The organism is Vagococcus jeotgali (assembly GCF_035918315.1).
Taxonomy (GTDB): Bacteria; Bacillota; Bacilli; order Lactobacillales; family Vagococcaceae; genus Vagococcus; species Vagococcus jeotgali.
Genome location: NZ_CP142146.1, coordinates 1,307,372 through 1,321,840 on the forward strand (window position 1 = coordinate 1,307,372; position 14,469 = coordinate 1,321,840).

The 14,469-nt window shown below is 33.3% G+C and carries 11 protein-coding genes; all 11 read right to left on the reverse strand.

Annotated elements, in window-relative coordinates; all coding sequences use genetic code 11:
- Window positions 1-28: 28 nt before the first annotated feature.
- The 11 genes from VSF34_RS06615 to VSF34_RS06665 all read right to left on the reverse strand — a co-directional run bounded on the left by VSF34_RS06615 (window position 29) and on the right by VSF34_RS06665 (window position 14,436).
- A complete protein-coding gene (locus VSF34_RS06615; RefSeq protein ID WP_326716556.1) occupies window positions 29-1,015 on the reverse strand; it encodes a CdaR family protein in 987 nt (328 codons plus the stop codon).
- Entirely contained in the window at window positions 1,005-1,901 is an 897-nt protein-coding gene (cdaA, locus tag VSF34_RS06620) for a diadenylate cyclase CdaA (protein WP_326716557.1), read from the reverse strand. The genes VSF34_RS06615 and cdaA overlap by 11 nt, the downstream gene beginning before the upstream one ends.
- Window positions 1,902-2,249: 348 nt before the next feature.
- Window positions 2,250-3,611, reverse strand: coding sequence for an MFS transporter (locus VSF34_RS06625; protein WP_326716558.1), 1,362 nt, complete (start codon window positions 3,609-3,611; stop codon window positions 2,250-2,252).
- A 182-nt stretch (window positions 3,612-3,793) separates the two neighbouring features.
- On the reverse strand, window positions 3,794-4,513 hold the full coding sequence (locus VSF34_RS06630) for a gamma-glutamyl-gamma-aminobutyrate hydrolase family protein (protein WP_326716559.1): 720 nt from the start codon (window positions 4,511-4,513) through the stop codon (window positions 3,794-3,796).
- A gap of 22 nt (window positions 4,514-4,535) precedes the next feature.
- Window positions 4,536-5,603 carry a dual-specificity RNA methyltransferase RlmN gene (gene rlmN, locus VSF34_RS06635; protein ID WP_326716560.1) on the reverse strand — a complete coding sequence of 356 codons (1,068 nt, stop codon included), beginning with the start codon at window positions 5,601-5,603 and terminating at the stop codon, window positions 4,536-4,538.
- 79 nt (window positions 5,604-5,682) lie between these two features.
- Window positions 5,683-6,804, reverse strand: a complete 1,122-nt coding sequence (locus VSF34_RS06640; RefSeq protein WP_326716561.1) for a hypothetical protein — start codon at window positions 6,802-6,804, stop codon at window positions 5,683-5,685.
- 142 nt (window positions 6,805-6,946) lie between these two features.
- Window positions 6,947-7,150: a hypothetical protein gene (locus tag VSF34_RS06645; protein WP_326716562.1), complete on the reverse strand. Its 204-nt coding sequence runs from the start codon at window positions 7,148-7,150 to the stop codon at window positions 6,947-6,949.
- Between the two features lie 162 nt (window positions 7,151-7,312).
- The gene (locus VSF34_RS06650; RefSeq protein WP_326716563.1) at window positions 7,313-8,641 is read right to left on the reverse strand and encodes a polysaccharide deacetylase family protein; all 1,329 of its coding nucleotides are present in this window, start codon (window positions 8,639-8,641) and stop codon (window positions 7,313-7,315) included.
- 400 nt (window positions 8,642-9,041) lie between these two features.
- Window positions 9,042-11,900 (reverse strand): endo-beta-N-acetylglucosaminidase, encoded by a 2,859-nt coding sequence (locus VSF34_RS06655; protein ID WP_326716564.1) that lies wholly within the window; start codon window positions 11,898-11,900, stop codon window positions 9,042-9,044.
- Window positions 11,901-12,098: 198 nt separating this feature from the next.
- Window positions 12,099-13,640: an ABC-F family ATP-binding cassette domain-containing protein gene (locus VSF34_RS06660; protein WP_326716565.1), complete on the reverse strand. Its 1,542-nt coding sequence runs from the start codon at window positions 13,638-13,640 to the stop codon at window positions 12,099-12,101.
- Window positions 13,641-13,809: 169 nt separating this feature from the next.
- The gene (locus VSF34_RS06665; protein ID WP_326716566.1) at window positions 13,810-14,436 is read right to left on the reverse strand and encodes a trimeric intracellular cation channel family protein; all 627 of its coding nucleotides are present in this window, start codon (window positions 14,434-14,436) and stop codon (window positions 13,810-13,812) included.
- Between the last annotated feature and the right edge of the window lie 33 nt (window positions 14,437-14,469).

Consider the following 14,469-nt stretch of genomic DNA (forward strand, 5'->3'; position numbering starts at 1 on the left):
ACAGTGTAACAGAACACGTTATTTGTGTCTATTTTTTACTGACTGAACTTTTATCAGTTGATACTTCATTTGGTTTAATTGTTACAAAGACTGATTCTGGATTAGCCTTAACACCTCTTGGTACAACGACTGCATAAGAGCTACTCATCGTTTCCCTTATATTGGTTGTATCAATTTTTAAATCTATACCATTAATTTCATCTAATATCTCTTTTGGCCCTTCTAAATCTACCATGTCATTTTGAATAGAAAAAGTGTAGTCCTTAATCCCTTTTGGAATAATACCAGATTGAATAGGGGTGACCCTGACTCGTTTACTAGGAACAGTAACACCTACTTGAACAGATACAGTTTCTGGATCAATTATCACATTTAAAGGTTGACCATCTTTATTGATCGCATATGGCTTTACTTTTTCAGAAAAATTACCTGTGATATTAGACTTGTCACTAATACCTGCAATCACACGGTCAATCTCTTTAATAGATGACTCTGCACCTGATATATTAACGACAGGCGGATCAATCACAATGGACTCTGTCTCATAACCATCAGCATAAATTTTACTATCGACAGCACCTTCTACTTTAAAAGTATTCGTTTGTCTTTTTTCAATCACAACGGACAAGATATCTGGCTCAATAGTTGCTTGAATTGATTTAGGTAGACCTATGATTTCTAACGGAACATCAAAATGCCCTTCACCATATTTCGTTAAATCCATAACAACTGAAAAACCCCTTGTTTCTGCATTTGATTCTTTGTCTAATAAAATTTTATTTGAGCTTGTTAAATCAACTTGAACTGTTTCTTCAAAACCTGAAATAAAATATTTTTCTTGATTATACGTCACATTGACTGGTACATTTTCTGCCGTTGCCTCTAGATTATTAAAATGTTGGTTAGGGTTATTACTACTTAACGTTAAGGAATTAGCATTGTAGTAAAGTAAAATCGCAAAAAAAAGAGACAATATTCTAATTAGCCAAGGGGATCTGTTTTCTTTATTCTTCATCTTTACCCCTCCTTGAAAAAGAATGTTTCAAATCATCAAAGAATTTCACAACCACATTATGCTTGTCATCTTCTTTACTTTCAGATAGCTCACTTTTTAAAACATCTAAATAGGCTTCTCTGGATAATCTGGGTAAAAATATTTTATTATAAGTAATACTGATGTCACCTGTTTCCTCTGAGACAACCAAAGTTAAGGCATCAGATGCCTCACTCATTCCAATAGCAGCTCTATGCCTTGTTCCAAATTCTTTTGGAATTGTCGTACTTTCTGACAATGGTAGGTATGATGAGGCTGATGCGATTCTATCTCCTTCAATCACAACAGCACCATCATGTAGAGGTGTGTTTGGAATAAAAATATTAATTAATAGCTGACTTGACACATCTGCATCTAAAGCAATACCTGTTTCAATGATATCAGTCAGACTATCATTTTTTTTGATGGTAATTAAAGCACCTATTTTTCTCTTTGACATATACTGTAGTGAGTCATCAAGGGCTGTAATAAATGATTCTTTGTGATCTTGTTTAGCATGAGGAGACTTTATTATCGTCCCACGCCCCAGATGTTCCAAGCCTCGTCTAACTTCTGGCTGAAAAATAACAATAGCTGCAATGACACCATACGTTATAACCTGATTCATTAGCCAGGAGACAGTATTTAATCCTAGAAAATCACTCACAATCCTCACAATAATAATCACAGCAATACCTTTAAATACTTGGGTGGCTTTTGTGCCATTTAACATCATAATTAATTTATAAATCACGTACCAGACCACTAAAATATCAATGACATGGACCAAAGTACTTAGTGTGAAGTATTTGTCCAATAAATGTTGCCATTCTTCAGGCTTGAACAAGCCAATACCATTCACAAGCATCTTGTTCTGCCCCCTTCTTTATTATTTCAATTATTAGTATATCATATCACTAGATATTTCTAATTATTTTTTTTATGAGTCTGACTACTTAACTCATTAAACTCTTCCTTGTGGTTAAAAATAATCATTAAATCAAAAGACATCAAGGAGATATTTGGCTTATCTCAACTCCTTCTATTTTTTTGTGATCAATTTTTTTAACTCATTTAAATGAAGGATCAAATCCTGTGATGAAACTCTCCATGTCAAACCTCTCCTCAAAATTTCTTTATACCTTAATTGTAAAAAGAAAAAAGAATTAGTCAAGAAACAAACTTAATAAGTTCATTCTTGACTAACTCTTTCATGTTATTGCTTAACTTTTTCTTTAAATGTTTTAAAGACTGCTAAACTACTTATTACTAATAGCACAAATAAACAAATTAAAGCAACTTTAGATCCAATGCTTGTTCCTTGAGCAAAATCACTTGATTTAGCTTGGAATAACCCAACAATAATCGCTACAAATGATGTCGAGATGGCCCCCATAAATTGTTGTAGAGTACTAAAGACAGCATTACCATCATTTTGAAGGTTATTATCAATTGAAGATAGGCCAACTGTCATCACATTGCTATAAGCAAGTCCCACACCAATCATAAAGATAACGTGAGACAAGATAATTAATGGCACACTACCAGTTTGAATAATTAAAATTAAAAGCAACCAACCAGCTGTTGCCACAGCAATCCCGACCCCAATAGGTTTTCTAAAGCCTAACTTATCTAAAATCTTACCAGATATTGGAGCAAACAATGCCCCAACTAAGGCACCTGGAAACATCATAAGCCCTGCCTCACTGGCTGGTACTCCTTGTACAATCTGAATAAAATTAGGTAATACAAAAGAAACACCTAAGAGTAAAATTTGGAAAACTAAAAATGAAGCTAAATAAATAGTGAACATTTTATGTTTAAAAACAGATAGATTAAGTAACATTTTTTCTTGGTTACTACGATAAAATAACCAACCACTAATTAAACCAACAATTAGTGATACCCAACCTAGTCCATTTTCTAAATAACTAAAGAACATCAATAAACCAGTGAACATCACTGATAAGTAGATAACAGCTTTAATATTGATTGTATCTTGCTTACTCACTTTTTCTTTTGGAATGGCATATAGACCAATCAATGTGGAAATAATCAAAATTGGAATTAAAAACTTATAAATATAAGTCCAATCAAGTTGCGTGGTTAAAACACCACCATATGTTGGGCCCATGGCTGGTGCAATTGAGGTCGTCAAATTACCAATACCAATCATCATCCCTCTTTTTTCTAGTGGCACTTTTGTTAAAATAATATTAAACATTAAGGGTAATGCAATCCCTGTAGCAACCCCCTGCAACACACGACCTAATAATAGAGATAAAAAACTAAATGCAAAAGCATCAACAGCCACACCAGCTATAAATAATAAACTGGATGCTAAAAATAACTGACGACGGCTAATATTTTTTATCATGTAAGATGAAAGGGGTACCACTATTGAAATCATTAATAGATAAATAGTTGTTACCCACTGCACTTGGGATGTTGAGATATCAAACTCCTGCATTAAAGTTGGAAAAGTTACGTTCATTGCTGTTTCAATTAGCACACCAGCAAATGCCATCATTCCAGTGGCTAATACGGCTAAATTAACGTGAAATTTTTTTTCTGTCATTATTATCCTCCTAACATTTTCTCAAAAAAATAGACGAAATCTATCAATTGATAAATTCCGCCTCTCTCTCGACACAGTAAACATACTGTGTTATCTGTACGAATTATTACAATACCTAGTTTAAAAAAAAATAGTCGAAATGTCAACAAATAAAAGTATTTTTTACTTTAATCACATACACACTACATTCTTTCAATAAAATACTTAAACATTTCTTTTTCTTGAGGTAACTCTTCCCATGCAAAATCAGGATGCCACTGAATACCAAGCCATTTTTTTGATTCATCAAGAGGTGATACCGCCTCAATGACTCCATCTGGACTTTTTCCAACTACTTTCATACAGTGACCTAGCTTGTTAATACTTTGAAAATGAAAAGAATTGACTTTTGGCCGTGTACCGTAAATTTGACTTAAAACATGATTCTTATCAATTATGACGTCATGAGTGGCTACCCATCTATCTAGTGGGGCTTGCATGTGCTTAATTGGCTCTGGATCTCTAAGACTTAGATCTTGTATTAAAGTGCCACCTAAAGCCACATTTAATAACTGCATCCCCCGACAAACAGCTAAAATTGGTTTATTTTGGGCTAACGTTTCTTTTATTAAGGCAATTTCAAATATATCACGTTCTAAGTATGTTAATTCTTCTTCATGAATAGATTTTTCACCGTATAAACTCGGAGAGACATTTTGACCACCTGTTAAGATTAATTTATCAATCATTGAGATATACATTTTTGCATCTTCATTTGTACCTACTGGAATAAGAATAGGTAATCCCCCTGCTGCCTGAATACCTCTAGCATAACCAGCTGGTAAATAGGTAATCGGCATATTATGTAATATGCTACCAGCATCTTGAATTTCATTTCCTGAAATACCAATAATAGGTTTCACTTACATCCCCACTTACTCATTATTATTTTTTAACTTTTTCTTTCTTCATTTGCTTACTTCTTAACTGACCACAAGCAGCATCGATATCTGTTCCAAACTCTTGACGTACGACACAATTAATACCTTGCTTCTTTAGAATATTATAAAATTCTAACGTATCTTCTTTGCTACTTCTTTGATAATTATTATGCTCTTCTACAGTGTTATAAGGAATTAAGTTAACATAAGTTAATTTTTTCTTATCTTTCAATAATTCAGCTAATTGTCTAGCATGTTCAGCCTGGTCATTAACACCTGCTAACATAATGTACTCAAATGTTATTCGGCGATTAGTTTTCTCTAAATAAAAATCAACAGCATCCATTAATCTCTCAATAGGATAAGCTTTATTAATTTGCATAATTGATGTTCTAACTTCATTATTTGGCGCATGAAGCGAGATAGCCAAGTTGACTTGTAAGCCATTTTCAGCAAACTCTTTAATTTTAGGAACTAATCCACTGGTTGAAACCGTCACGTGACGAGCACCTATATGGAGACCTTTTGAATCATTCATGATTGTTAAGAAATTCATAACGTTTTTATAATTATCAAAAGGTTCACCTATTCCCATGACTACAATATGACTAACACGCTCACCTTTTCCTTGATCATCGAGATAGTGCTGAACTTTCATAATTTGAGCGACAATTTCACCAGTTGTCAAATTACGTTGTTTTTTTAGTAACCCACTCGCACAAAATGTACAGCCAATATTACAACCGATTTGAGTGGTCACACAAACTGATAACCCGTATGCTTGACGCATTAAAACCGTCTCAATCATATGGTGGTCAGTTAATTCAAATAAATACTTAGTTGTTCCATCTTCACCTTCTTGTACAACCACTTCTTTTAAAGGAGCAATTATGAATGACTCTTCCAATAATTCAATTGTTTTATGTGATAAATTTGACATATCTTTAAAACTTATCACACGTTTTTCGTACAACCACTGCCAAATTTGACTCGCTCTAAATTTCTTTTCATGATGTTCTACTAACCAATCACTTAGTTCTGATTGGGTTAAATCATAGATTGATGGTTTCATTATTTCCCTCTTTTCTTACATTTATAGACTTTATCACTATATATGATTTATTCATGCCATGCAATCAAGAGTTTTCTCATCATTCAATCGGTTTTTTCATCTGAAAATAATCTAAAACAGCTGACACTTCAGTAGTATCTAACTCCTCTAGCAAAGATTCGATTTTTGAAATAGTTTTTTCTACCTCTACGCCTCGTTTATCATATGTCACATAAATCTGTAATCCCTCTCTAAAAAAAGGATGGATTTGAGTAAATAACTCTTCACTTAACCCATAAATTATAATTTGTTCATACAAGTGTTGATAAACCTCTTTTTGGATCCATCTACCCATCCCACGGTGAGAAAATTTGTTTAGTGCTGTTTTTAATTTAGAAGCATTTTTTTCATTATCCTGAATTAATTGATACAATTCTAAAAAATAAGAATCTGAAATTTTGACTGGCTTGCCTTGTTTTTTCATTTGTTGCTTAATTTGCTCCGACCAAATAGCAGTTTGCTGGAACAAAATTTCTCTTTCAATTTCTTGATGGAAATGCTCCTTAAACAAGTCAAAGGCCGACTCATCCGTCACTTCTTTCTTTCCTTTTAAATAATCTGACAATACATTTAACTTTTTATTTAAACTAGTCATATCAGTAAAATATAATGGCATGTCAGCCTCAGAAAAAGCTGCTACCTTCTTAATAAAAGCTAAATCAACCTCTAGAGGAGTTTGTTGCATATGATTTTGAAATAATAAATATTGATATTGTTGCCATATATCATTTGGAAATGGGATGCCTGCTTTAATATAAGTGAATAACTCATCAATCCCTAAATCCACATGATTGATTTGACGATTTATTTCTGTTGCAACTTGAGCTGGAATGTTTAAGTGATCTTTAAAGTGCTGTCTACCTAAAGCTAGACTTTCCCCTGTGACTTTTGACACAATAATATATTGAAACTTTAATCTTCTGCCGCACTGACAAAACAGTTGATTTTGCGTTTCTTTGGGATAGTGATAGTCTATTTTTAAATCATCAAAACGCCAATCAGAAGCTTGCAAATAACTATTTTGTAAAAACTCAGAACGAAGTAAATATTTTCTATAATCATCTAATAAATCACGTTGCTTAACTGTCATTTTAGAATAAATCTCATAACGTTGCTGAACAGTTAATGGCAATATATCGATATGTTGATATGCTTGAATCATTTACTCCTCCTTAGGTTTTCTGATAACTTGTTTGACAATCTCTCATCAGCTTCTTTAGTTTTGTCTTTAGTACTTGAGATGTGTCATCGCTTAATTCGATAAAAACTGTTGGGCTGACACTTAAATCAATTAATGAAATAGCTTACCACTGCCCTTTATCTAATTGTAACGTGATTTTAGGACTTACTATGGATGCACCACACGCATCAATTTCTAGTTTGGCAAACTCATAACCTTCTGGGATTTCTCTTAAACGGTAATAGGCATCATTAATCCACGTTTTATCTTCTCTAACATATTCTTTAAATGTTGCTAATTCTTCTGGTGTCATCATATTCTCCTTCATATTTTTAATTTTATTATGTCATCAAATTATATAGACATCTCTTATATCTATATTTACTACTCATTAAAACTGAATAAGTCAAAAGTTGGTTTTACTTTAACTATGAAGTACTATTCATTTAGACCAAAAAGAGGATGACAAATTAGTCATCCTCTTCTTGGTTTAAATTTGACCAATTAATTCACTAGCTGGTACAAATGTATATCCTTGATCTTTATAATAAAGAATCACATTTTCTAGAGCATCAGCTGACGTGTCATGAATGTCATGCATCAATACAACAGCTTGTGTAAATGGCTGAGCTTTCACTTGACCTAAAATAGCATCAGAATTTCTTGATTGCCAATCTAGAGTATCCACATTCCATAAAGCAATGTCCATATCAGTCGCATTTGTGACAGTTTCATTATATGCTCCGTACGGCGGGCGAAGCATCGTTGGACGTTTTCCTGTAATTTTTTCAACAGCATCATTTGTGACATCAATTTGTTTTTTCACACTTGCTTGATCTAGAGTAGACAAATCAGAATGGTCATAACTATGATTACCAATTTCATGTCCTTCATCAGCAATTCTCTTTAATGTGTCAGGATAATTTTCTACCATATTACCTAAAACGAAAAATGTCGCTTTTACATCATGTTTTTTTAGTGTATCTAAAATTTGAACAGAGCTACCATCATTCGGACCATCATCAAAAGTTAATGCAACTAACTTACGGTTGTCTACTAGTTCATCAGGATGTTCTTTTTGAATTTCCTTACGTAAAATTTGTGTCCTATTCATTAGAGGTTTCTTCACTTCTGGATTCTTAATCTCATCTACTTGAGCTACTAATTTTTCAAACTCCTCAGTCGATGGGACTTCTTTAATATCATCTTTGTTCATGTACTTATCTAACTCTGATTGTGCCGTGTGAATTGTTTTTGTTTGAGAAGCAATATCTTTATAAGCTACTTCTAAAGTGGCACGTTGTTCATCTTTAGGAAGTGAGTTAATGTTCTCAGACATCTTTTTCTCATCTGCTTCACTCATCACTTTACTAACACTTAACCCTTTTTCCAAACTATTTCCTTTAAAAGGATCTTTGTCAAAGGTGGTCGCTATTTCTTTTGAAATGGTTATTTTTTTATTCATTGCATCAATCGCTTTAGAATCATTATCATATTGAGTGATTAAATCACTTTTTTGTTTTTTCATTTCACCAGAAATATGAGTTAAATTCTCTAACATCGTTTTATTCTCATCTACTGATTTTTTCGTTTTTGTTACTTGATCTTTAATTGTATTGTCTGCAACATAAGATTCCAAACTAGTTTTTTTAAGTTGATCCACAGCCTTTGTAATCATAACCTGCTCTTCCTCAGCTGCTTTTAACATATCAGTTGCTTTCCTATCCGTTGTCATTTTTTTCGCTAGAAAAACTACTTCTACTAATAATATAATCACTAAGATTGCTAAAACAATTTTTTTATTTTTACCTTGAGTCATTTTATATCATCTACACCTTTCCACGCATACAGCAGTGACATTTTTTTACACTTTTCTTGGAGAAAATAAAACTTGTCTCGTCATTGTATCACAATAAATTTCAAATATCAGTATTAGTTTCATTAAAAAAATAACCATAATCCTAAGTTTTTCTAAGCAACATCTCATACTAGAAGACAATTATAGACTTTATTAAGGCATTCTAAAAGATTATACCTACTTTTTTCCAAATTGTAAAATATTTTGATCTTGATGTCTTGATCAAATAGTCACTATACTTCTCTAAAGCAACAAAAATAGGTGATTAATGTATTTTTAACACAAAAAAAGGCTGACTAATTAAAGTCAACCTCTCCTTTGTTTATGTGGGTAAATATGTGTAGTTATGAATAAAAAATGATTATTTTTTCATACCATAAACAGATACTTCATAGATTCTTGCTGCAGAATCTGCACCTTGTGTTGGTTTGTCTAATGTAATTTTTACGTATCTTGCTTCAACTGGAGCGAATGTGTCTGTAGTCTCGCCAGCTGAATTATTAATCACACGTGTGACTTGTTTGTATTCTTTTCCATCTTCACTAACTTCAATTTTGTAAGCTTTCGTGTTCATATCAGGACCCTCGCCACCTGCTTCAGCATGGCTCATTTTCACTTCACTGACTGTATCAACTTGACCTAAATCAACCGTGATATCATGAGGAGCAGGACCGACTGCACACCACTTAGTATCTAATTTACTATCAAGTGCAAACTCTGGTGCTTCTCCGTCATTGACAAATGATGATGCTTCTGCCGTTGCACCTTCTGATAACTTAGGTAACTCACCTTTAGCATCTTTTGTTACTGTGATAAAGTTTTTCTCTTCGGCAATATTTTCACCTGATTCATTTTTAGCTGTTAATTTAACCTCATAAGTGCCTTCTTTTTCATATTTAACCACTGCTGAATCCTGATCACTCTTCTCAGGTGTTCCACCAACAAAATCCCAAGCAATAGATTCTGCATTTTGTGATGATGTATTAGTAAATGTTACCTCATCTCCTGGTGCAATTAATGTACGTGATGCTTTGAAACTTGCTTTTGGAATACTATTATCTGGCCACTCCATTGCAACTTTCTCACTTGCTGTACCACGACGGCCATAAACATCTACTGGAATGACTTCAAATTCTGTTTTGTTCGTATCATCATTACGTTCTAGTGCGTTAATATAGTGATTTGTCGTTGGTGTCGCACCTAAGAATGAACGAGAATCATCACCATTAATACGGTAAATTTCATAGTAATCAACTTTCTCATCCCCTGCTTCACTCCAAGACATACGTACACCGGTGAAGTTTGTTTCCTCTTCATCAAAGACAGTATCTTCAACAATTAAATCTTTTACTGCCATGTCTACTTTTTCTTCTTTTGGTAAGATAGCTAATTGACCAAGTTTTAATTCGTAATCATGTGATTCTTTATCACTTGTGATGTCATAAGCCATTTCCTTGATTGTTTTACCTACAACATTTTTCATATCATAAGTAACAGTCGTCCACTCATCACCAATTTTTTTATCAGCTTTAATTGTTTCTTTTTTGTCATCACCTAGAGTTAACACTAAATCAAGAGATGTTTCTTCCGTTGCTTTAGCAGTTGATGTAAATGTAGCACCTTCTGGTATTTCAATTTCTGAGCGGTAAAGATTCATATGTGTTGTTTCACCTTTAGCCATTTTACCTCTTAATTTAACTGAGTTACCAGCATTATAAGCATCAGTATAGTCCATAGAAGGTATTAACTCATTTCCTTTACCATGGTCAAATTCCCAGCGATATGTTGGCATAATATCTTGCATACTACGGTTATTCCAGTTCATAGCTGATACTTTTTCACCATTAATAAAATAATTATACCCATTACCTAAACTAAAGTTTGTTTTAAATGGAACTGTTGTAATCGCTGTTTGTTCTACAGCAAACGTCGAGATACCTGGCCATTCTTCACCTTTTGGTAAGGTAGAATCACGTGGATCTTGCTTACCATTCACCCAGAAAATACCTTCTTTTTCCTGGAATTCATCAGCTGTTTCAGATGAATTAAATGTCCAACTTGGCACATATAAGCCAAGAGACGTATAAGGCGTTCCCTTATCATCCATAAATAAGTCCCATTTAACAGGTGTGGCAAAACCATTTCCCTGTAAATCAATTCCTGCATACAATGAATATGGGTCAATGTTTTCTTTTTTAGCTTTTTCATTTGATTTTTTCAGCAACTCATCTTTAGCAAACTTATCAGTATTCCACCAGAAATTTAAGAACATAGTGTCAGCTAGTGGATTCATATCGGCATCAACTAAGTAATCTTTATTTTTGTCTGTTAAAGCATTTTGCCAGTCCATCTCACCATCAACTGTCATTGAGTCATACCACATTAAATCTAATCTATCCTCAGCTTTTGCTTCATACTGAGCAATTAATTCACGCATTAAATCAGCGTGTTTTTTAGAAAAACCATTCTCGTCGTCTTTTTTCTCTTTCTTCTCTTCTTTACCGTCTTTAACATCATCAAAACTTTCTACTTCATTATCTGTTTCCTGATTAATAAACCAACCATCAAATCCGTAAGCATCAGCTACTTCAATCATTTTATCTACTGCTGGAAAATTACCATCAGCATCCTTAACTAAAAATTCATCTAACCACTCAATTTTTCCCCCGTGAGCTAGTTGTGGGAAGAAAACAGTCCCTAAAACTGGTACACCATTTTTATGAGCAGCATCAATCACATCAGCACTTGGTGGTACGATGATCCCCTCACCTGATGATCCTCCCCAATAAACCATTTGATCCACATATTGCCAATAAGAAAATACATTAGCATCAAAGGTGTTAATACCATGTGGTGCATTACCACTTGTACTGTTGTTCATAATAGATAATGCTACAACATTCATGTTTTTATCTTGAGAGTCATTGGAAGTTGGTAATTCTTTTTTATCTACACGTTTTGCAAGAGGCACGCTACCTACATTAAATTTAGCATCCGGATCTTTGTCAAAACTCCATGCTAGAAAGTCCTTTGGAAACCAATAAGATGATTCTGGTTGATTGACCATACCCTTATCTAATTTACTTGTTTCCGTCTCTTGGAATTTTAAATTACTCAAAGCTGATTCATTAGAGTTATCTTTAGCACAACCAGTGGCAATAACTCCTGTTGCCAACATCATAAGTACTGCAGCTGATTTTGTTAAACGATTTGTTGTCATCAAACTCCTCCTAGGTTTATTCTTTCTTCTACTGATTAATAATAACGTTTTCATAGTTGGTTTTTAACAAACATATTAAAGGTATTTGTGAACAAATTAAAGGTTATTTGTTTTTTATTCGCTACATCTGCTAATTTTTGAAAAAAATAAAAGACAAACCTCATACATCAAGGTTTGTCTTTTAAATCTAACTAATAACTAGATCATTTTTCCTAACGCCACATCAAAGATGCCATCTGCCAAATCTTCTAGAAAGTCCATTTCATGAGACACTAGTAAAACTGTTCCTTCAAACTCATTTAGTGTTTGTTTTAATGAATCTTTTGATTGTTGATCCAAGTGGTTTGTCGGCTCATCCAATACTAAAAAATTACTCTTGATCAAGGTTAAGTAACATAGTTTTACCTTACACTGTTCGCCACCACTTAATTGACTAAGTGGTTTGGTCATATTATCATCAGTAATCCCACTTTTAGATAGCATTCGTCTTGTTTCTTTATGATTTAGTTTTGGATGTTTAAATTGTAGCCAATCAACAGCTGATTGATTGGGATGCTCCCAGTTTAAATCCTGAGAGAAATAATTAATTTTAGTATCACGAGACATTTCAATCTCACCAGATAAGGCAGGAATATCTCCAACTAATGTTTTCAAGAGAGTGGATTTTCCAATCCCATTAAATCCTTTAATAGCAATCTTCTCGCCTTTTTGAATTCTAAAATTAATCGGCTCAAGTAATGGGAATTCATAACCAATAGATAAATCATCTACTTGAACAACTAAATGACTATGACTCATTTCATATGGAAAATCAAATTTTCCTGGTTTACCTTCAGATGGCGGTGTTAGACGTTCAATTTTATTCAATTGTTTTTCACGACTTTTGGCCATATTCGATCGGCTTCCAGCTTTATATTTACGCACGTAATTTTCTAATTTATCAATTTCTTTTTGCTGTTTGGCATAATCTCTTAAATGTTGCTCAGCTTTAGCTTCTTTTTGCTTCATAGCAGCTTCTAAGTTTCCGTTATATTTGGTGATAGTTTGATAATCGATATCACAAATGCAATTGGTTACTTTATTTAAAAAATCACGGTCATGAGAAATCACAATATACGTGCTATCTAATTGACCTAAATAATCAGCTAACCACTCAATATGAGAGACATCTAAATAGTTAGTCGGCTCATCTAATAAAAAGACGTCTGCTGTTTCAAGTAGTAATTTAGCTAAACTGACTTTAGAGCGCTGACCACCACTTAGTTGATCTACCTCTTTATCTAATCCAATCGCCGTCAAGCCTAAACCACTGGCAACTTGCTCAATTTTTGTTTCAATACCATAAAAGTCATTAGCTTCAAGTTGCTCTTGGTACTTTCCAATTGTTTCAAGAAGAGCATCATCATACGTTTCGGCATATTCTACATACAAAGCTTGAATCTCATCATTTTTTTTATACAGATCAGAAAAAGCTTGTTTTAAGTAATCAAACATAGTGTCTCCTGGCTCATAGGTCAATACTTGTTCTAAGTAAGAAATTTTCAAATTATTTTGCCACACAATTCGTCCGCTATCAGGCATGATTTCTCCTTGTATCATCTTAAGAAGAGTTGATTTTCCTGCTCCATTTTTTCCAGTTAATCCAAGATGCTCTCCCTTATTTAAACGTAGTGATCCGTCTTCATACAACACTTTATCAGGTAATTCATAACTTAAATCATCTATTTCTAATATACTCATTTTTTTCTCCTTTTTATATACCTATTATCACAAAAATAAAGAGAACAATTGAACTGCTCATCAATCGCTCTCTCAACTATTTATAATTAATATCGTCTCGATTTACATGTAGTAGAAATATAGCATTTTGGACCTTATTAGTCAATAATACTGGACCTAGCTACATGTCTTATTTATTGATTATTTCTTTTTCTGATTTAACAAAGTCACCAGTGGGTAAACGCCAATTTCGATTTAACCCTATGACTCTTAGAATAACTGTTAACATAATCAATAAAATATAAAATTCTGAATTTTGTGGAGGTAAAAAATACATAGCTAACGCAATTAAAATCGACCAACTTCCATAGACCTCAGCACAGAGTACAGTTGGTTTTTTACCTGCTAACAAATCTCGAATTAATCCACCACCAGTACCAGTTAGAATCGCTGCAACAATGACTGGACCAACACCATGATGTAGTTCTAAACCATACAAAGCTCCTTGTATGCTAAATGCTGCTAAGCCAACAGCATCAGCAATAATTTCAAAGGTTCGTAAAGAAGATAACTTCTTAGGAAAGAAATAAACAAGAATAATCGTTATAAAAGAAACATAAAATAACTGTGTTTGACTCCAAAAAATCTCCATAGGCAACCCTAAAATCAAATTTCTTAAAGCACCACCACCAAATGCTGTTACAAAACCTAAAACCACAATTCCTAATAAATCATACTTCTCCTCCATCGCAGCTAAAGCTCCTGAGAAGGAAAATGCAATCGTTCCTATAATACTGGTTATTTCTAATACATTCATGATAAAACCTCCCTAAACACCACCACAATCTTT